Origin of the sequence: Nocardia sp. NBC_00508, from assembly GCF_036346875.1 — a bacterium.
Taxonomy (GTDB): Bacteria; Actinomycetota; Actinomycetes; order Mycobacteriales; family Mycobacteriaceae; genus Nocardia.
In genome coordinates this window covers 1,835,465-1,854,813 of sequence record NZ_CP107852.1, presented here as the reverse complement: position 1 = coordinate 1,854,813, position 19,349 = coordinate 1,835,465, and the positions used below count along the sequence as shown (strand labels likewise).

The following is a 19,349-nucleotide window of genomic DNA, read 5'->3' as shown; positions in this document are numbered from 1 at the left end:
ATTGAACGTACCGCTATCTAACGGTACATTGATCGAAGCTATGATCGCCGTCACCTGAAAGGCCATCGACATGACCACAGTTCGACCTCCCGCGGAGGCGCCCGCGCCGGCTGCTGCCGGGCTCCATGCGGAGGACGCGGGATACCACAAGGCCCTGCGCCCGCGTCAGCTGCAGATGATCGCGATCGGTGGCGCGATCGGAACCGGGTTGTTCCTGGGTGCGGGCGGGCGACTCGCCAGCGCCGGTCCGGGACTGTTCATCGTCTACGCAGTCTGCGGCGTATTCGTGTTCTTCATCCTGCGGGCGCTCGGTGAGCTGGTGCTGCATCGCCCCTCCTCCGGATCGTTCGTCTCCTACGCTCGTGAGTTCTACGGCGAGAAGCTGGCATTCGCGGTCGGGTGGATGTACTTCTTCCACTGGTGCATGACCGGGATCGTAGACATCACCGCCATCGCGACCTATGTCCATTACTGGGGAGCTTTCGAGGCCATACCGCAGTGGCTGATCGCCCTGGTCTCCTTGGCCGTCGTGGTGAGCATCAACCTCGTCTCGGTGAAGTGGTTCGGCGAGCTCGAGTTCTGGGCCGCGCTGATCAAGGTGGTCGCCCTGGTCACCTTCCTGATCGTCGGCACGGTGTTCCTCGCGGGCCGTTTCAAAGTCGACGGTCAGGTCACCGGCCCGAGTGTCATCACCGATAGCGGCGGACTGTTCCCCAGTGGGCTGCTTCCGCTGGTCCTGGTCACCACTGGCGTCGTATTCGCCTACGCCGCGGTGGAACTGGTCGGCACCGCGGCCGGTGAGGCGGAGAACCCGGAGAAGATCATGCCGCGCGCGATCAACTCCGTGATCGCCCGGATCGCGCTGTTCTACGTGGGTTCGCTGGTCCTGCTCGCCCTGCTGCTGCCCTACACCGCCTTCAAGAGCGGGGAGAGCCCCTTCGTCACCTTCTTCTCGCGGCTCGGCCTGGATGGCGCCGGTTCGGTGATGAACCTCGTCGTGCTGACCGCGGCGTTCTCCAGCCTGAACGCCGGTCTCTACTCGACCGGCCGCATCCTGCGCTCGATGTCGATGAACGGCAGCGCGCCCACCATCGCGGCGCGGATGTCCGGCGGCGGCGTGCCCTACGTCGGCATCCTCGCCACCGGCGCGGTCGCGCTCATCGGTGTCGGCCTGAACGCGGTGGTGCCGGAGCAGGCGTTCGAGATCGTGCTGAACATGTCGGCGCTCGGCACCATCTTCGCGTGGGCCGCGATCGTGGTCTGCCAGTTGCAGTTGTGGCGCTGGTCGCGCACCGGCCGCGTGGAACGGCCGTCCTTCCGGCTGATCGGCACGCCGTACACCAGCTTCGCGACGCTGGTCTTCTTGGTGGCCGTGGTCGGCCTGATGGCCTTCAGCGACGACCATTTGCAGCGCGGCGCGGTGATCGCGATGCTCCTCATCATGGTTCCCGCGCTGGTCGGCGGCTGGTTCCTCGCCCGAAGGCGGGTGCTGCAGATCGCGGCGAGCCGCCAGGGTGTCACCGGGCAGTTCCCGGTCCTGGCCGAGCGGCCGCAGCGCCGCGCACCGGGTGCCGACACGGTGGTGATCCTCGACAAGCCCGACGAGGAGTGAGCCAGTATCCGCCCCGGGTCTTCGGCCCGGGGCGGATCTATTCCCAGTACCGGGAACAACTCTCTGCGCATCGACAGGCGGCGGACCAGAATGAAACACCGATTCAACGGTGGGTTTGAGAGGTTCGTATGCCGGAGCACCCCAGCGCCTCCGACCGTCCGCCCGCGCATCCGTGGGCGAATCGGCGAATGCGCGGCACCGAGGTGCCTCGGCGAACTTCCCACCCCTGGGCGACTCGGCACCTGCTCAAAACCGAAGTGGCCCCACGACTCCCCAATCCGTGGTCGACGCCGCGGTACGTCGAGGACCGGTCGAAACGTGCCGTCGCCGTGGACTCGGCCCCGAGCGTCGTCGACCCCTCGACCGCTCCGGACGCCGCACTCTGGACCGACGACGCGAACGGGACGGACGCGGCACCCGAGCCGACCATCGGCACCGCCGAGTTGCTGCTCGGTCAACTCGAATCGGAACCCGGTTCCGGGCGCAGCGCGCGCTCGCGGCCGAGCGTGCGAAGATTGGGCGGCGGTCTGGTGTCCATGCCCAAAGTGAGCCCGCTCGATCCGCGCACCGCGGTCATGCAAGACCCGGAAGTGCCCGAGCACAAACGGTTTTGCTGGAAGTGTCAGCAGCCGGTCGGCCGTACGACCGATGCGGGGCGGGGCGCGGTCGAGGGGGAGTGCGGCCGATGCAGCTCCCCGTTCAACTTCCGGCCCTCGCTCCAACCGGGCGAGATGGTCGCCGACCAGTACGAGGTTCAGGGCTGTCTGGCCCACGGCGGGCTGGGCTGGATCTACCTCGCCGTCGATCGCAATGTGAGCGACCGCTGGGTGGTGCTCAAGGGGTTGCAGAACCCGCTCGACTTCGAGGCGCACGTGGTCGCCCTCGCCGAACGCCAATTCCTCTCCGAGGTGGCCTATCCCGGCATCGTCAAGATCCACAACTTCGTCAAGCACCGCTCCGGCCGCGATGTGGCCGACGGCTACATCGTCATGGAGTACGTCGGCGGGCGCTCGCTGAAGAAGATGCTGGATCTCCGTGCGCCGGAACGTATTCCGGTGTCCGAGGCGATCGCCTTCATGATGGAGATCCTGCCCGCGCTGGACTATCTGCACTCCTTCGGCCTGGCCTACAACGACCTCAAGCCGGACAACATCATGGTCAGCGAGGACGAGGTCAAGCTGATCGACCTCGGCGCGGTCGCCGCGATGGAGTCCTACGGCAGCATCTACGGCACCCCCGGCTACCAGGCGCCCGAGATCACCGAGACCGGTCCGACCGTGGCCTCCGACATCTACACCGTCGGCCGGACGTTGGCCGCGCTGGTCATGGACATGCCCAAGAACGCCGACGGTCACCAGCTGCCCGGCATTCCGTCGCCGGAGCAGCAGCCGCTGCTGCGGCGCTACCCGGCGCTGCGCCGGTTGTTGCTGCGTGCGACCGATCCGGATCCGCGCCGCCGCTTCCCGACCGCCTATTCGATGTACGGCCAGCTCGCCGGGGTCCTGCGGATGGTGCTCGCCTACGACACGCTCAAGGAGCATCCTCAGGCGTCACTCGAATACGGCGCGATGCGTGGCGATTTCGGCATCGAGACGCTGATCGGGCAGACCGACGGGATGGCCGACGGGCGGCACCGATTGCCCGCACTGGACGCACCGAGTGTCGTCGCGGCTCTGCCGGTGCCGTTGATCGACGGCGAGGACCCCAGCGCCGACCTGCTGTCCACGCTTCTGCACGGCGACCCGAGGCACGCCCTGGACGCGTTGCGCCGCACCGCCGACCGGATCGTCTCCGGGACGATCCGGGAGCCGGAGACCTTCGAACTGGAGGGCACGCTCACCGCGGTGCGCGCGCACCTCGACCTCGGTGAAGTCGTGCCCGCGTGCGATCGGCTCGCCGATCTGCGGCCGGACTACGGCACGGACTGGCGCATCGAGTGGTACTCCGCCATCGCCGCGCTGCTGGACGGCCAGTACGAGCGCGCCTTCGAGTACTTCGATCTGGTGCACAGCATGTTGCCCGGCGAGATCGCCCCCGCCCTGGCGCTGGCCGCCACGGCGGAACTCACCCTGCAGCATCTCGGGGACGCCGCCGGCGACAACCACTGGGGTGGGCTCGCCGAGGAGTACTACCGCACCGTGTGGCGGACCAACCACGGCGTGGTGAGCGCGGCCTTCGGCTTGGCCCGCAGGCTCGCCGCCGACGGTGGCCTGCTGGAGGCCGTGGAGGTCCTGGACCAGGTGCCGGAGGCCTCGCGATATCAGAACGTGGCGCGGATGACCGGGTGCCTGCTGTTGGTCTCCCAACCGATTCCGGAGACGATGGAGGCCGACCTGCTCGAGGCCGCGGCGCGCCTCGATGCCGCGCCGGACGAGCCACGAGCGCTGCAGCTGCAGGTCATCGTGGTGGGGGCGGCGCTGGAGTGGGTGCGGGCCGGCGGTCGATCGGCCGCCCCCGACGCGACCCTGCTCGGTTTCCCGTTCACCTTGCTGGGGCTGCAACGCGGGCTCGAGTCCAGCCTGCGTGCGCTGGCGCGGATCGCGCCGCATCGCCTGCACCGGTACCGCTTGGTCGACCTGGCCAACTCCGTGCGGCCGAAGTCGCGATGGTGACCGGCCTCAGGTCGTCCGCGCCGTGAGCATGAAAAGCGCTGGCGCTGCCAGGATCACCAGCAGCCACAGCCAGTTGCCGGTGGTCACCGCGAGTACCACCGAGAACACCGCGGCCGCTCCCGCCAGAACGGCGAGGCGAGGCAGAGGATTGGTCGGGGTCACCTCGGGTGCGGGCGGTGTGCTGCCGGGCAGCTCGGCGAATAGCTCGGCCAGCTGAGCCTTGCTGGTCGCGGCCGCGACGACCGCGCTGAGCTCGTCGAACTCGGTCAGACCGATGCGGCCCGCGCCCAAGTGCTGGGTCAGCTCGCGAAGCGCCCGCTCGCGGTCGGCGATACTGGCCGGAGGGCCCGCTGATTCACCCATGCCGGAAGGATAGGCGTAGCGGCAAAACCGGTGCACGACGCGGGTTTCCAAGGGCGGGAAGGGCGGTCGGCCACGATTTGTCCCCCGCGCCTCCGGGCGGCGGACCGCCACCGCACCCGCGTCGTTTGCTGATTTGTCGCTAGAGACCGGACGGTCGCGCAGGCAATGGCCGTGGACCGGCGGTCGTGACATGTTGCGATGTGGTTTCCTTGAAGTATGACTGCGGGTACGGAGTACACGATCGACCAGCTGGCGCGGGAGGCCGGTACGACCGTGCGCAGCCTGCGCGTTTACCACGAACGCGGTGTGCTGCCGCCCCCGCAGGTCAAGGGGCGGACCGGGTTCTACGGCACCGACCACCTGAACCGGGTGCGCACCATCAGCAGGCTCCTCGACCGGGGGATCAAACTCAACGGCATCAAGGAATTGCTCAACGCCTGGGACCGCGGTGACGACCTGGGTGACATCCTCGGCGTCGCCGAGCCCGGCGCGGTCGAGACGGCCGCCATCGACGCCGGGGAGACCATCGCGGCGACCGAACTCGCCGAGCGTTACCGCGACGTGCCCAACGGTCTGGCGCGGGTGGTCGCCACGGGCCTGTACGAGCCGGTGGACGCGGCGACCTATCGGATCGCCGATCGCAGGCTGGCGCACAGCTTCGATCGCATGACCGCCGCAGGCGTGCCGCCCGATGACGTGCTCGGCGAGCTGGAAAAGCTGCGCGCCGACGCCGACCGGATCGCCCGCCGGTTCGTCGACCTCTTCCGGCGCACGGCCTGGGCGTCGTTCCAGGATTCCGGCCGCGGCCCAGCGGATGTCGCCGATCTCGCGCAACGGCTCGACGCGACCCGCGTGATTCCCGGCGAGACCGCTGTGGAACTCGTAAACCATTTCGTCACAAAGTATCTCGACGAAGACACCGAGTTCTCCGAGGCGCTGCCGCAGGACTGATCGGCGCGTTCGGCCGAAACTCGGAGCGCACTGGAAGCACTTCTGTTTCAGATTCCCATCAGTGGAGATACGTAACAGTAACGTGCCGTTAATTAGCGGTATATTGGTCTGATTCGGCGCGCGTTCGCATTGTTGCGACGCTACCTATGGTCGTCTACCTAAGTATGTCTTCCGCCGACCTACCGATGCGCCGAAGTGTCGCTCTCCCCGACAATCTGACCGTCGCACAAGGGCAGCAGATGGGTGTGGGCAATGGGTAGCGTGACGCTGTGGATGCAGATGTCGCTCGACGGCTTCGCGGAGGGACCGGATCAGGAAATCCACTGGCCAGTGGTCGATGAGGAATTGTGCGAGTCGTTCCTCGACGAACTGCGTTCGGCCGACCTGTTCCTCTACGGCCGCAAGACGTACGAGATCATGGCATCGTTCTGGCCGACCGCCGACGTGGATCCGGCGATCTCGGAGTTCTACGTCGATTTCGCGCGGTGCTGGAAACAGACACCGAAGCTCGTCTTCTCCCGCACCCTGCCCACCGCGGGGTGGAACACCCGCATCGTCCAGGAGGATCTGGTCGAGCAGATCACCGCTCTCCGCGCACAGCCGGGCTGCGACATGGTGCTGTTCGGCGGCGCGGAGACGGCGTCGGCGTTCATGAAGCACGATCTGATCGATGAGTACCGGCTGTTCGTCCACCCCATCCTGCTCGGTGGCGGCATCCCGCTGTTCCCGACGCCCGCGGTGGCCTCGGGGCTGCAGCTGGTCGATGTGATGACTTTCGACAGCGCGGTCGTCCAGATGCACTACCAGCAGATGGCCTCGGCGTCGACGGTGTAGTGCGCGCACCCGCGGAAGTGAGACGAACGTTAACCTCTGATTGCGCAGCGCGTGGGCGCGTCGTCGGCTAACTTTCGTTTGTATGTCCGTGGTTCAGGCACGTGGCGACGTGCTGCCTGCGTCCACCAGTGAATTCATCGGCCGGGAAACGGAATTGGACCGGCTGGGCGCGCTGCTGGACAGCGACGCCCGCCTGATCACCCTGGTCGGCCCCGGTGGGATCGGGAAGACGCGATTAGCCGCGGAGGCGCTGCGCCGTGGTTCGCGCACCAGGCGCAGGCCGGTCTACTGGGCGCGCCTGGCCGAACTGGACGCCGATAGCGACGCCAGCGCGCAGGACGTGATGCAGTCGGCGGTGCGCACCGACCTCAGCTCCCCGCCGAGCCACGCCGCGTTGGTGCGCACCTTCACCAGCGGTGACCGTTCCACCGATGGCGCGGTTCTGGTACTGGACAACTGCGAACACCTGCTCGGCGCGGTCGCGGCCATGATCGCCGAACTGCTGGATGCCGCGCCCGGACTCACCATCCTGGCCACCAGCCGGGAACCGATCGGCTGGGTCGACGAGTACATCCTGGCCGTGCCGCCGCTGTCGCCACGCCAGTCGCTCGAATTGTTCCGCCAGCGAGCCGAACTCATCGGGCGGGCGCTCCCGGACGATCGCGAGCAGGTCGCCGTCGCCGCGCGGATCTGCCGCCGGGTCGACCACAACCCGCTGTTCATCCGGCTGGCCGCGGCCCGGCTGCGGCATCAGCCAGCGGTGATGGTGTTGCGGGAACTCACCGGCGACGCCGACGACAAGCGCCTGGGCTGGACGCACGGGGCCCGAGCGGGCGCCGAGGAGCGCCACCGCGGCGTCTACGACGTCGTCGCCTGGTCCTTCGCGCTCTGCAGCGCGCCCGAGCAACTGCTGCTGGAGCGGCTGTCGGTCTTCGCCGCGGGCTACGAGACCGATGACGAGTCGGTGCGTGGCGGCATCGAACTCGACGCCGCGATCGCGGTGTGTGCCGACGACTCCCTCCCCGCGCGTGAGATCGAGCACCTGCTGGAGCGGCTCACCGAACAATCGCTGCTGTCGGCGCATCTGACCGCGACCACGGTCAGCTGGTACCTGGTGGAAAGCGTGCGCGTGTTCGCCCGCGACCGGCTGCGTCGCCGCGACCGCGGTGAGTTCGACCGGCTCGCCGCCCGGCACCGCCGGTATTTCCGGGACAAGGTCATCGCCGGACAAGCCATGTGGCTCGGCCCGCACGACCTGGCCTGGCTGGCATGGGCGCGGTCGGCGTGGAACGACATCGTGCTCGGCATCGAATCCGGCCTCGCCGATCCGGCGGAGGTCATGGTCGCGCTGGAGACCGCCACCGTTCTGCTCTCGATGAAGGTCCCGTTCGTCAAATCCGGTGCGGGCGCGTTGACCCGGCTGACCGAACGCGCGCTGGAAGCCACCAGGGCGGCCGGGCTCGGTCCCTCCGGGGTCGCCGACCTCGCCACCGCGCTGCTCGGCTGGATCTCGCTGTGGCAGGGGCGGACCGACAACATCCCGCAGTTGCTCGCCGAGTGCGTGACCGCGCCGGCCGGGTCGGGGCCGCGCTACACCGACGTGGATTTCGGACTGCCCGCGCCGGTGGAATGGATGTGGGGACTCGAGCTGATGCTGGTACGCGGCGACCCGCACGCGATCACCGTCCTCACCCGGGCTCGCCACAGGTTCGCCGAGCAGGGCGACCGGATCGGCGCCGAGCGCAGCGACGTGTTCGTGGCGTTCTGCTCCGCGCTGGTCGGCGACCGGCAGCAAGCGCTGGAGAACACCGGGCGGTTCCTGGAGCGGTCGGTGTCGTCGGGCTCGACGCTGTCGACGGCGTGGGCGGAGATCGCGCGCGCCGTGGCGCTGGCCAAGCACGGGTCCGCCGCCGAGGCGCTGGCGATGACCCACGGGGTGCTCACCCGCCACCGCGGTGAGCAGGACACCTGGACGGCGAGCTGGGCGGTCGGCGCGCACATCGTGGCGTTGGCCCAGGTCCTCATCGCCGAGCGGGTCAGCGGTGGCGATCCCGCGGCGGCCACTGCCGCGGCCACCGAGATCGCCTATCTGGTCGGGAGCTTCAAGACCCGGCAGCGTTCGATGGGTATCGCCGTCGACCGGGTGCCACTGATCGCCGCCGAGATCCGCAGCGCCGCGGAGGTCGCCCGCACCGTGCTCGGCGACCGGGCATACGCGTCAGCCGAGCGCCGGACTCGGCTACGCCCCGAACTCGACGCGCTGTGGTGGCCGACCACGGACTCGGCGCCGACGTCCCGGCGACCGGACCGGCCGAGCGCCTCCCGCCCCACGCCGCGGCGGCGCACGTCGCGCTGGAGCGAGCTGTCGCAGGCCGAACGCGACGTCGCCGTCCTCGCGGCGGCGGGCTGGCCCAACAGCGCCATCGCGGCCCGGCGGCGCAGCTCCATCCGAACGGTCGACGCGCAGGTCGCGGCCATCCGGCAGAAGCTGATGATCGCCTCCCGCGCCGACATCGCGGGCCACATTCCCGACGAACTCGCCGATCGCGTCCGGTACGAATCCGAGCGGCGGCCCAGACGCGGGCGCGCGGGAGGGACGCGGAATCGCTAGGCGGCTACCTCGCCTCCGCTCGGTCCGGCGCAGTCTGTGGACGGACTCCGTCCGGCTGCGCCTTTTCTGCGGTTGCCTCAGCCTCCGCTCGGTCCGGCGCGGTCCGACGGGCTCCGTCCGGCTGCGCCTTTTCTGCGGCTACCTCAGCCTCCGCTCGGTCCGGCGCGGTCCGACGGGCTCCGTCCGGCTGCGCCTTTTCGGCGGCTACCTCAGCCTCCGCTCGGTCCGGCGCGGTCCGACGGGCTCCGTCCGGCTGCGCCTTTTCGGCGGCTACCTCAGCCTCCGCTCGGTCCGGCGCGGTCCGACGGGCTCCGTCCGGCTGCGCCTTTTCGGCGGCTACCTCTGCCTCGGCTGGGTCCTGCGCGGTCTGAGGACGGGCTCGGTCTGGCTGCGTCCTGTCTGCGGCTACCTTGGCTAGGTGGCTGTCTCGGATTCGTTCCGCTCGGCGTGGGGGAGTGGGCGGACCTTGCCTGGCGCGCTCGTTCTGCGGCTGCCTGGGCCTCGTCCGGCCGGGTGTGGGTTCGTGGACGGGCTTTTTCCGGCCGCCCTTGCTGCCGCTGCCCCTGCCCGGCGCTGGGCGGGGGACGGGCTTCGTCTGGTGGTGCTCGTTCTGCGGCTGCCGCGGCGTGGTTCGGCTTGGTGCGGGGCTGTGCGCGGACTTTGTCCGGCGGCGCCTACTAAGCTGCTGCTCCCGGTGGTTTCTGGATCGATAGGTGCGTCGGCATGTCGGAAGTGAACGGCGGCGGTGGCAACGGCCCCGCCGCACCGGGCGAGTTCGTGGGCAGACACGCCGAACTGCGGCAGATCGACACGCTGCTTGCCTCCCCGAGCGCTCGGCTGATCACGCTGGTCGGGCCGGGCGGCATCGGCAAGACGACGTTGGCGGTCGAAGCCGTACGCCGGTATCGGGGCACGGCGCGGCACGCCGTCTATTGGACGCGCCTGGCTCGGCTCGCCGCGGGTGCGGAGACCGGAGCGGTCGCCGAGGAAGTGCTGCAGTCGCTCGCGAAGAACGGCATCACGGGCCGATCGGCCTGGGATGGCCTGGTGGCGACTTTCAGCGACGACGCCGACGAGTCCCACCGGACGATCCTGGTGCTCGACAACTGCGAACACGTGCTCGGTGGGGTCGGCCCGATGATCGTCGGCTTGCTCCAGGCGGTTCCCGGCCTCACCGTCGTCGCGACCAGCCGGGAGCCGGTGGGCTGGATCGACGAGCACCTGGTGGCGGTGCCGCCGCTGTCCAGCGTGCACGCACTCGAGTTGTTCCGGCGGCGCGCCGAGCGCACCGGACGGCCGATACCCGAGGATCCCGCACAACTCGCGATCGCCGCGCGCATCTGCGGGCATGTCGACAACAATCCGCTGTTCATCCGCCTGGCCGCGGCGCGGCTGCTGCATCGGCCGCCTGCGATCGTGTTGCGCGAGCTGTCCGGCGACACCGCCGACCGGCGCCTGCAGTGGACGCACGGCGCAAGGGGCGGCGTCGGGGAACGCCACCGCAGCGTGCGCGACGTGATCGCCTGGTCCTACGGTCTGTGCACCGACCTCGAACAACTGCTGCTGGAACGGATGTCGGTGTTCGCCACCGGCTGCGACGCGGACAGCGACGACACTCCGTGCGCCGGCGCGGAAGTCGACGCGATCGTGGCGGTATGCGCAGACACCGCGCTGCCCGCCGAGGAGATCGACCGGTTGCTCGAGCGTCTGGTCGAACGGTCGTTGCTGTCGGTGCGCATGACCGCGACCGCGGTCCGGTACTACCTGCTGGAGAGCGTCCGGCTCTTCATGCGTGACCGCCTGTCGGCGCGCGACGACGACGTGGACGAGGCGCGGCTGCTCGCCCGGCACCGGCGCCACTACCGGGACCGGGTCGCCGCGGGCCCGGCCACCTGGTACGGCCCGCGGGAACAGGAGTGGATCGACTGGGCGCGCGCGGCATGGGACAACATCCTGATCGCCATCGAAACCAGTCTGGCCGACCCGGAGGAGGCCGTCGTCGGACTGGAGACCGCCGCGACGCTGATGGCGTTGCGGGTGCCGTTCATCACCGGATCCAACCGCGCCATCACCGGCCTCACCGAACAGGCCCTGGAAGCCACCGCACAGCTCGATCCGCCGCCGACCCGGCTGCGCATCAACGCCACCGCGCTGGTCGGCTGGATCGCCATCTGGCAGGGTAGGCACGCCTACACCGCGCAATTGCTGGACGAGTGCGCCGCGGAGTGCCTGGCCGACCCCGACCTGCGCCGTAGCTGGCGGGAGACGACCGCAGCCGATATCGGCCTGCCCGCCGCGGTCGAGTTCACCTGGGGCCTCGAACTGCTGCTGATCCACCTGGACCTGCGCGCGGCCGACGTACTGTCCAGGGCGCGAAGGAAATTCGCCACGGCGGACGATCGGGCGGGCGAGCAGCGCGGTGAGCTCTTCGAGACGCTCACCTACGCGAACCTCGCCGATGCGGACGTGGCGCTCGGGGCCGCGCGCAGGCATCTGGACCGGGCCGTCGCCTCCGGCGCGGCCTGGGCGATCGCTTGGGCGGAACTGGCCTGGATGATCGCGGTGTCCAGGCACGGCGATCCGCGCGAGGCGGTGCGACTCGGCCAGTCCACATTGGAGCGCCTGCTGACCACCGGCGATACCTGGACAGCGGGCTGGGTCGCCCACTTCAGCATGATGGCGAAGACGTACTTGCTGTCCGCCCGGATCGATGCGGGCGATATCGGCGGCGCCGAATCGGCCGCCGCCGCCACCGAAATCGCCCATCTGCAAGGCGGAATCGCCACGCTGCACCGGTCGATGGGCATCGTCGCCGAACGGGTGACGCTGGTGGCCCGCGGCACCGCCCTGGCCACCGAGGTGGCCTCCTCGGTGCTCGGCGACGAGGTCTACGCGGCGGCCGCCGAGCGCGGCGCTCGTCTGCGGCCGGAACTCGACGAGCTGCAGTTGTTCCTGCTCGGCAGGTTGCCGATCGATCAGCTGCCGAGCCCGCGACCGCGAGCCAGGACCACTGCATCGCGCTGGGACGAGCTGACGCCCGCGGAGCGGGAGGTCGCCCTGCTCGCCGCCGCGGGCTGGGCCAACAGTGCCATCGCCGGGCGCAGGGGCAGTTCGATCCGGACGGTCGACGCCCAGGTCGCGGCGGTGCGCAGGAAGCTGATGGCGGCCACCAGGGGCGATATCACCTGGCATATACCGGAGCATCTGGACGAGCGGGTGCGGCTGGAATCCGAGCGGCGGCCCGCGCGGCGGGGTGTTTGATTTGCAGTGTTTGATTTGCAGCGCCTGCGGCGCTGCGTGTTCGCGGCCCCCTGGTGGCTCGCGTCCGAGCGACCGCCGCTGGCGACTTCGTCGCGGACGCGGCGGCCGCTCGGACGCGAGCCGGGCCGCGAACGGGGAATGCTCGGTCTCGCTGCGCTCGAAAGCGGAGGTCGGGCCAGGGGGTGCGCTGGGAGGCGAACGCGGTATTGTTCGGCCACACTTTTGGTTTGTCGTAGTAGTCGGCGCTGCGTGTTCGCGGCCCTTGTGGCTCTCGTCTGGGGCGGCTCGCCCAACGCAAACCACGCCCGTAACCGTCGCAGCGGTTGCGGGCGTGGAATCGGGTGTTCGGGTTCGGTCAGATCAGGGAGCCGTCATGGCACATGCCCGATGACCGCCAGGACGGCTGCGGGCCCGTGCCGGGATCGAATGCCCACTGGTCGATCGATCCGGCGGCCTTCCAGTACAGCGCGCCGCGTCCGTCCGCGATCACTTGGTATACGTCCTCGGAGCCCTGGATGAGCTGACTGCCGACGCAGTAATCGTTGTAGTCGGTTCCGTATTGGCGAGCGCCGGGGCTGAACAGACCGGCGGGGTTGGTGTACGCGCCTGGATTGGGGACGGTGCTCGCCCGCCGCCCGGTGTCTCCGCGGTGCCAGGAGGACGTATGCCAGTACGGAGTGCCGCGACCGTCGGTACCGCAGAAGTAGGTCGAGCCGCCGGCCATGACCGTCGTGCCCTGGCCGTAGGCGCCACCGGCCCAGAGGCAGGCAGCGCCCTGAGCCTCGGCGGTGCCCGCGCCGAGGCTCAGGCCGCCTGCCGCCACCACTGCCGCCGCCAGCAGGGTGAGCGTCTGTGCCGTTGCGGTCCGCTTGTCCTTACACGCGGACGCCCGGCGTAGGCCTCTAATCTTGCTCATTGGTAGTTCTCTTTCGTGCGCTCTTCCGGCCGTCGACGCGACCGGGAATTCCGGCAGGTTGATGCTTCATGTAGTGTGCCGCTACACAGCGGTACAATTAGTGCGGATAATGACTCGGGGGAGGACTCGGTAGTGCTGCGAGCGAGTGCTCCGGCTGAGCGGTTACTTGCACCAGGAGGCTTGCGGGCGGCACACGGTGTAGCCGCTGCCGTCCGGACGGGTCACTCGCGACCAACTCGAGCTGTTGGAGTTGCCGTTCGTGGCGGTGTCGCTCGACCCCGGCTGGCTCTGGCGCCGGTAGTCGCGGCGAGCCTGGTCGGCCGCGTTGGCGTCCAGTCGGTCGCGGTTCTGGTGGTGCTGGCCCATCGGGTCGATGTGGTTCCAGCCGGTGGAGTCGCCCGTGCCGTTGCGCGGGTCCGACGGACGCGAGTGCGACTCGGCTGTGGTGATGCCAGCGGCGCCCACGGTGAGTGCGCCGACGATCGCGGCACAGGTGAGCAGTCGCCGGGCGATATGTGTGGTGTTGGCGTTCATCGTCAGTCTCCGTTCGGAATTCGAACCATGCGCGGCGCGATTCGGGATGCGGCGGTGCGGCGAACGGCGGGTGTCGGAGTTGCCGCGCTAGGTGGGGGCGGGAAAGGAATCGCGGCGGCATCCGTCGCGGACATGTCGTCCGCGGGGCGGTGCCGGTCGGCGCGATTCCGGTCGTCGGGGCGGGAAGAGCCCGGCCTGTCGTCTCCGTGGCGGCTCGGGTGTGCGGGGCGCGGAGCCGCGACGGTGTCGGGCCCGGCCAGCGCTCGGGTCGGCGCCGGGGTTTCCGGCGTGGCCGCTATCGCGCTCACGATCAGCGGGCGGACGAGCCAGGTCTGCGTCCGGCGCTGGTGTGCCGTGATGCCGGTCATCGTTCGTGTCCGATTCATCTCGCCACCTCAGGAGTGAGGATCGGCCGGTGTGGGCCGGTCTTCGACACCCTATCTATCGTGCCGTTGGATAACGTCACATTAATGGACGTGTCGATAGTTTGTCGAGTGGTTTTCCAATCTTGGGAAGTTTGCGCTCCACGAGCGTGTGCGGCCCGCCTGGTGACCAGTGGCAATGTCGCCGGTCACGGGCACGTCGAGAGGGTCGTCGATGGCAATTTTTCGCCCGTGTCAACTCGCGACCAGTTGGCCACGAAGCCGGAGCGAAGCCCATCTACCGAAAAATGACGTGGCCCACTGCGTTCGCGGAGGCGGTGGGACCAACACCCCGGGCATCCGCTGACCTGAGTGATCGGCGATCGCGGGCCACGCCGCGGTTCACCGCGGATACTCGGCAGCCGACCTGCTGGAGATGGTCGGTGCTCGCCCGCAGATGCGGCATCGGCTGGGCGCTCGGCGAATGCGCCGTGGCCCCAGCGGGCTTACGCCGGTGGCGTGGCTGTCGGTATCACGGCCGATGGAGAGAGTTCGCGTGCACCGTCCACGTGCTCGCTGGTCGAGCGGATCTGGGAACGATGGACACGATCGTGAACGTCTGCGCGTAGGCCTATGGTCGCTGCTCTCCGCAGTACTGTCCGCTGGGCGAGCCGCACACTCGGTGGCGCTTCGGATTTGGGCTGCGCCGGGACGCGGTGAACGGTTCAGGGGCAGAGCGGCCGGAGTCGCGGGCGGTGAGCACACGATCCGCAATGCGCCGATCAATTCCGGGGGCGGCGTAAGAGGGGTTGCCATGGCGGAGAAGCCGACGGGCCGCCACGGTCCTGTGGAGGCGGTGACGGCAAGTGTGTGATGACGAGTTACCGCGCCTGTCGGCAGTGAGCGCCGACAGGCGCAGCGGTTCCGATCTCGGGATCAGGCTTCGACCGCGTACGCCGGAGCCACCGGCTCCTTTGCCGAGGCCCGAGCCCGGCGAGGCTCGGCTGTGGCGGCGGGATCGCGGAACGGGGCTTCGATCACCGCACGCTCACGCCACAAGTGGTGCAGCGCCAGCGCGAAGATGGTCGTGCCGATCACGTTGGCCAGGAAGTGCCACCAGACGCGGTAGGCAGACGCGCCGGCACCGGGATCGAGCAGGCCGAAGATGGTCGACAGCCCGATTGCCTTCGTACCGAACGCGACCGTGAGGGTGAGCGCGAGATGTTCGAGCCCGTGGATGCCCTGCATCAGCACACCCATCCGGCCCCACTTGCGTGCCTTGCTCTCCAGTGCGTGATGGGTGACCAGCGCGACGCCGACCAGCCCGGCGAGGAAGTGGAAGTTGCCGACCAGGTGCAGCAGTTCCATGCCCAACGACGGCTTCATGTGGTTGACCTGGCCGAAGCCGTTGGCGAGGCCGGTGCCCCACGGGGTCATCCAGGCTGGTGAGTTCGGATTCTGGATCCAGTACCCGACCTGCGCGACATGTTCTTGGAAGTGGCCGATCTGGGCGATCACGCCGAGACCTATGACGCCGAGCGCGGTCCGGAACATCCAGGGCCGCAATGGTTTACGCAATGCGACGACCAGCACGCCGACGGCCGCCCACATGACGACCATCCACGCGACCATCCCTATCGCGCCTAGGATCTCCAACCCGCTCGCTTCGGCTGTGTGGTTCATCGGAACCCCCTTCTGTGCGCCCTCCGGCAACGGCGACGGATGGGATGTTGCCACGGAACGCGTGCAGACGCGTTATCCGCAAGATACAAGCTGACGCGCCGTTTGTCCGAAGTATCCGAATGTCCAGAGCTGTCGCATGATTCGGCCCTGGTTATGCATAAACCGCATAGTGCATGCTCAGGCGGGCTTCAGGAATCCTTCGATGATCCGGCGGGCGCGGGCGGAGGCCTCCGGGTCGCCGATCCGCAACGCGGTGTTGGTCGCGCAGAGCACCGCGTCGATCTGGAACGCGACCAGATCCGTGTCCAGGTCGGCGATCTCACCGGCGGACACCGCCGCCCGCAGTTCTCGTTCCAGCAGCCGCACCCATGCCCGCTGGTCGCGGAACAGGGCGTCGCGGACCGGACCCGGCTTGCTGTCGTGCTCAGCCATCGTCGCGACGCGGAAGCACCCGCCCGCGAACAGCGGCGTTTCGGCGTACGCCATCCAGTGATCGACCAGCGCTCGCAGGCGGGCGACGCCGTGCGATGCGGACCGCGCCGGTTCCACGACCGCCTCGGTGAACCAATCTCGTGCGTAATCGATCGCGGCCAGTTGCAGCGCCTCTTTGGTGCGGAAGAGGGTTTGGATGCCCGCCTTGCTCAGTCCGGTCTCGGTCGCCAGCCTGCCGAAGCTCAGACCGGAGAGCCCGTCCAGCGAGGCGATGTCGACCGCCTGTCGCAGCACCGTCGCGCGGGTCTTCGCGCCGCGCAGCAGACGTTTGTCGGTGATGTCCGCGGTGTGCCGCGCGGGCGGCGGTACGGAGTCCACACCTTCCATACGGCCGATCGTACGTTCTCGCTCGGAGCCCTCGGGGCCGGGCCGTGTCCGTCGGCGCCAGCACTGGCGATGTGCGCAGATCAGCGCCGACGACCGCGCAGGCGGCGGCCGCAAGCCGCCCCGGCAGGGCTGACCGTTACCGGCGTCAGACGCCCTGGTACGGCCAGGTCCAGTCGGCCACCTCGGGGATGTCCGCCCCGTGCTCCCTGGTCCAGGCGCGTGCGGTCCATCGCGCGTCGACCATCTCCTGTCGCAGACCCGCGGCCCGTTCGCGCAGGGTCGGCACCCGATCGATCACGTCCATCACCAGGTGGTAGCGGTCCAGGTCGTTGAGCATCACCATGTCGAACGGTGTGGTCGTGGTGCCGCGCTCCTTGTAACCGCGCACGTGCAGCCCGGCATGATTGGTGCGCCGATAGGTCAACCGGTGGATCAGCCACGGGTAGCCGTGGAAGGCGAAGATCACCGGCCGGTCCCGGGTGAACAGCGTGTCGAACTCGCTGTCGGGTAGCCCGTGCGGATGCTCGTCCTGCGGTTGCAGCCGCATCAGATCCACCACGTTGACCACCCGGACGCGCACATCGGGCAGTCGTTCGCGCAGAATCGCCGCCGCGGCCAGGGTCTCCAGCGTCGGGACGTCGCCCGCGCAGGCGAGCACCACATCCGGCGTGGTGCCGACCTCGTCCCGGTGGCAGGCCCAGGCCCAGATACCGATGCCGCGCGCGCAATGCTCGGCCGCTTCCGCCACCGACAGCCAATCGTCCTGTGGTTGCTTGCCCGCGACCACCACGTTCACGTAGTGCCGCGAACGCAGGCAGTGGTCGTAGGTGGACAGCAGCGTGTTGGCGTCCGGCGGCAGATACACGCGCACGATCGAGGGCTTCTTGTTCAGCACGACGTCCAGGAATCCCGGGTCCTGGTGGGTGAAGCCGTTGTGGTCCTGGCGCCAGACATGCGACGACAAGAGGTAGTTGAGGCTCGCGATCGGCCGCCGCCACGGCACCGCCGCGCTGGCGTCGAGCCATTTGGCGTGCTGGTTGAACATCGCGTCCACGATGTGGATGAACGCCTCGTAGCAGGTGAACACGCCGTGCCTGCCGGTGAGCAGGTAGCCCTCCAGCAGACCTTGGCACATGTGCTCGGACAGCACCTCGATCACCCGGCCCGCGCGGTCGAGTTTCTCGTCGCGGGCATCGATGTCGGCCTGCCAGTCGCGTCCGGTGACCTCCAGGATGGCCTGCAGTCGATTGCTGGCCAGCTCGTCGGGCGCGAAGGTCAGGAAGTTGTCCAGGTTGCTCCGGGTGACCTCGCGCAGCCATTCCCCGAGCACCCCGGTGGCCTCGTGCCGGGTCGCGCCGGGCGCGCTCACCTCGACGCCGAACTCTCGCCAATCCGGCAGGCGCAGGTCGCGGACCAGCGCGCCGCCGTTGGCGATCGGGTTGGCGCTCATCCGCCGATCGCCGTCGGGCACCTGATCGCACAGCTCCGACACCGGCTTGCCGGTTTCGTCGAACAGTTCCTCCGGACGATAGGACCGCAGCCACTGCTCCAGGACAGCGCGATGATCCGGATCGGTGCGCGCGCCGGGCAACGGGACCTGGTGTGCGCGGAAGGTGCCCTCGACCGGATCGCCGTCCACCAGCGGTGGACATGTCCAGCCCTTCGGCGTGCGCAGCACGATCATCGGCCATGCGGGCCGGGTCCTGTCGGTGCCGCCCCGCGCGGCCAGCTGGATCTGGGCGATCCGTTCCAGACCGGCGTCCACGGCGCTCGCCATGGCCTGGTGGACGGCCGCGGGGTCGTCGCCCGCGACCATGAGCGGCTCGTAGCCGTATCCGTATAGCAGTGCGAGCAATTCCTGCTCCGGGATGCGGGCCAGGATGGTCGGATTGGCGATCTTGTACTCGTTCAGCGCCAGGATCGGCAGCACCGCGCCGTCCCGCGCCGGGTTGACGAACTTGTTCGCATGCCAGCTGGTGGCCAGCGGTCCGGTCTCCGCCTCACCGTCTCCGATCACACAGAACACGGTGAGGTCGGGGTTGTCCAGTGCGGCGCCGAACGCGTGCAGCAGCGAGTAGCCGAGCTCACCGCCCTCGTGGAAGGAACCCGGGGTCTCCGGTGCGCAGTGACTCGGCACGCCGCCGGGAAAGGAGAACTGGTGGAACAGCGCGGCCATGCCCGTCGCGTCCTGCGGAATGTGGCTGTAGAGCTCTGAGTACGTGCCCTCCAGCCAGGCGCACGCGTTCGGACCTGGCCCGCCGTGCCCGGGACCAGCGACGAAGACCGCGTTCAGGCCGCGCTGCCGGATCGCACGGTTGGCATGGGTCCAGACCAGGTTCAGGCCGGGCACGGTGCCGAAGTGGCCGAGCAAGCGCGGCTTGATGTGCTCGGGTCGCAGCGGTTCCCGCAGCAGCGGGTTGGCCATCAGGTAGATCTGGCCGACCGCGAGATAGTTGGCCGCCCGCCACCACGCGTCGATGGACGTCAGCTCGTCGCGCTCCAGCGGGCCCGGCGCGTCCGCCAGCCGATAGGGACGCGGGGCGACGGTTTTCCCGCCTGTGCCGCCGACATTGTCGGCCGAAGTATCGCCACCTGCACTGGCCATGTGGGTCATGCGCCGACTCTCCTCACGCTCGGGTCTCGCGGACAGCGGCGCAACGACGCCCTGTCCCGGGTCGTGCATTGGTTGCCGGCCGGAATCGGCAACGCGGAATGGAGAATTCATCGCCAGCTTAACGGCGCGCGCGATTCCGGCGTGGCGAACGCGTGTCGCGGGACGTCCGCCCGGCTT

At 69.0% G+C, this 19,349-nt stretch carries 13 protein-coding genes; 6 read left to right on the top strand and 7 right to left on the bottom strand.

Features of this window, described 5'->3' with window-relative positions:
• Nucleotides 1-70 precede the first annotated feature (70 nt).
• Entirely contained in the window at nucleotides 71-1,612 is a 1,542-nt protein-coding gene (locus OHA40_RS08345) for an amino acid permease (RefSeq protein WP_330232489.1), read from the top strand.
• Between the two features lie 128 nt (nucleotides 1,613-1,740).
• Nucleotides 1,741-4,224, top strand: a complete 2,484-nt coding sequence (locus OHA40_RS08340) for a tetratricopeptide repeat protein (protein WP_442943953.1) — start codon at nucleotides 1,741-1,743, stop codon at nucleotides 4,222-4,224.
• Between the two features lie 6 nt (nucleotides 4,225-4,230).
• Here the strand turns inward: OHA40_RS08340 and OHA40_RS08335 are convergent, their stop codons facing one another.
• Nucleotides 4,231-4,587, bottom strand: coding sequence for a DUF1707 SHOCT-like domain-containing protein (locus OHA40_RS08335; RefSeq protein ID WP_330232487.1), 357 nt, complete (start codon nucleotides 4,585-4,587; stop codon nucleotides 4,231-4,233).
• Between the two features lie 216 nt (nucleotides 4,588-4,803).
• Here OHA40_RS08335 and OHA40_RS08330 point away from each other — a divergent pair, with 216 nt between their 5' ends.
• From OHA40_RS08330 to OHA40_RS08315, 4 genes are all read left to right on the top strand, one after another.
• Entirely contained in the window at nucleotides 4,804-5,538 is a 735-nt protein-coding gene (locus OHA40_RS08330) for a MerR family transcriptional regulator (RefSeq protein WP_330232486.1), read from the top strand.
• Nucleotides 5,539-5,790: 252 nt separating this feature from the next.
• Complete coding sequence (locus OHA40_RS08325) at nucleotides 5,791-6,372, top strand: dihydrofolate reductase family protein (protein ID WP_330232485.1); 582 nt, start codon at nucleotides 5,791-5,793, stop codon at nucleotides 6,370-6,372.
• An 82-nt stretch (nucleotides 6,373-6,454) separates the two neighbouring features.
• Complete coding sequence (locus OHA40_RS08320) at nucleotides 6,455-8,983, top strand: ATP-binding protein (RefSeq protein WP_330232484.1); 2,529 nt, start codon at nucleotides 6,455-6,457, stop codon at nucleotides 8,981-8,983.
• A gap of 723 nt (nucleotides 8,984-9,706) precedes the next feature.
• Nucleotides 9,707-12,244 (top strand): ATP-binding protein, encoded by a 2,538-nt coding sequence (locus tag OHA40_RS08315; protein WP_330232483.1) that lies wholly within the window; start codon nucleotides 9,707-9,709, stop codon nucleotides 12,242-12,244.
• Between the two features lie 355 nt (nucleotides 12,245-12,599).
• On the opposite strand, the gene OHA40_RS08310 is transcribed toward OHA40_RS08315, so the two are convergent.
• The 6 genes from OHA40_RS08310 to OHA40_RS08285 all read right to left on the bottom strand — a co-directional run bounded on the left by OHA40_RS08310 (nucleotide 12,600) and on the right by OHA40_RS08285 (nucleotide 19,172).
• Nucleotides 12,600-13,160 (bottom strand): hypothetical protein, encoded by a 561-nt coding sequence (locus OHA40_RS08310; RefSeq protein ID WP_330232482.1) that lies wholly within the window; start codon nucleotides 13,158-13,160, stop codon nucleotides 12,600-12,602.
• Nucleotides 13,161-13,322: 162 nt separating this feature from the next.
• The gene (locus OHA40_RS08305; RefSeq protein ID WP_330232481.1) at nucleotides 13,323-13,694 is read right to left on the bottom strand and encodes a hypothetical protein; all 372 of its coding nucleotides are present in this window, start codon (nucleotides 13,692-13,694) and stop codon (nucleotides 13,323-13,325) included.
• Nucleotides 13,695-13,696: 2 nt separating this feature from the next.
• The gene (locus tag OHA40_RS08300; RefSeq protein ID WP_330232480.1) at nucleotides 13,697-14,080 is read right to left on the bottom strand and encodes a hypothetical protein; all 384 of its coding nucleotides are present in this window, start codon (nucleotides 14,078-14,080) and stop codon (nucleotides 13,697-13,699) included.
• A 912-nt stretch (nucleotides 14,081-14,992) separates the two neighbouring features.
• The gene (locus tag OHA40_RS08295) at nucleotides 14,993-15,739 is read right to left on the bottom strand and encodes a DUF6008 family protein (RefSeq protein ID WP_330232479.1); all 747 of its coding nucleotides are present in this window, start codon (nucleotides 15,737-15,739) and stop codon (nucleotides 14,993-14,995) included.
• A 177-nt stretch (nucleotides 15,740-15,916) separates the two neighbouring features.
• Nucleotides 15,917-16,558, bottom strand: coding sequence for a TetR/AcrR family transcriptional regulator (locus OHA40_RS08290; protein WP_330232478.1), 642 nt, complete (start codon nucleotides 16,556-16,558; stop codon nucleotides 15,917-15,919).
• A gap of 145 nt (nucleotides 16,559-16,703) precedes the next feature.
• Nucleotides 16,704-19,172: a phosphoketolase family protein gene (locus tag OHA40_RS08285; RefSeq protein WP_330232477.1), complete on the bottom strand. Its 2,469-nt coding sequence runs from the start codon at nucleotides 19,170-19,172 to the stop codon at nucleotides 16,704-16,706.
• Between the last annotated feature and the right edge of the window lie 177 nt (nucleotides 19,173-19,349).

Bases quoted from the DNA above. Each gene is read 5' to 3' on its own strand.
- OHA40_RS08300 (WP_330232480.1), bottom strand. From the start codon at position 14,080: ATGAATCGGACACGAACGATGACCGGCATCACGGCACACCAGCGCCGG.
- OHA40_RS08320 (WP_330232484.1), top strand. From the start codon at position 6,455: ATGTCCGTGGTTCAGGCACGTGGCGACGTGCTGCCTGCGTCCACCAGT.
- OHA40_RS08340 (WP_442943953.1), top strand. From the start codon at position 1,741: ATGCCGGAGCACCCCAGCGCCTCCGACCGTCCGCCCGCGCATCCGTGG.
- OHA40_RS08315 (WP_330232483.1), top strand. From the start codon at position 9,707: ATGTCGGAAGTGAACGGCGGCGGTGGCAACGGCCCCGCCGCACCGGGC.
- OHA40_RS08310 (WP_330232482.1), bottom strand. From the start codon at position 13,160: ATGAGCAAGATTAGAGGCCTACGCCGGGCGTCCGCGTGTAAGGACAAG.
- OHA40_RS08290 (WP_330232478.1), bottom strand. From the start codon at position 16,558: ATGGAAGGTGTGGACTCCGTACCGCCGCCCGCGCGGCACACCGCGGAC.
- OHA40_RS08305 (WP_330232481.1), bottom strand. From the start codon at position 13,694: ATGAACGCCAACACCACACATATCGCCCGGCGACTGCTCACCTGTGCC.
- OHA40_RS08285 (WP_330232477.1), bottom strand. From the start codon at position 19,172: ATGACCCACATGGCCAGTGCAGGTGGCGATACTTCGGCCGACAATGTC.
- OHA40_RS08335 (WP_330232487.1), bottom strand. From the start codon at position 4,587: ATGGGTGAATCAGCGGGCCCTCCGGCCAGTATCGCCGACCGCGAGCGG.
- OHA40_RS08330 (WP_330232486.1), top strand. From the start codon at position 4,804: ATGACTGCGGGTACGGAGTACACGATCGACCAGCTGGCGCGGGAGGCC.
- OHA40_RS08325 (WP_330232485.1), top strand. From the start codon at position 5,791: ATGGGTAGCGTGACGCTGTGGATGCAGATGTCGCTCGACGGCTTCGCG.
- OHA40_RS08295 (WP_330232479.1), bottom strand. From the start codon at position 15,739: ATGAACCACACAGCCGAAGCGAGCGGGTTGGAGATCCTAGGCGCGATA.
- OHA40_RS08345 (WP_330232489.1), top strand. From the start codon at position 71: ATGACCACAGTTCGACCTCCCGCGGAGGCGCCCGCGCCGGCTGCTGCC.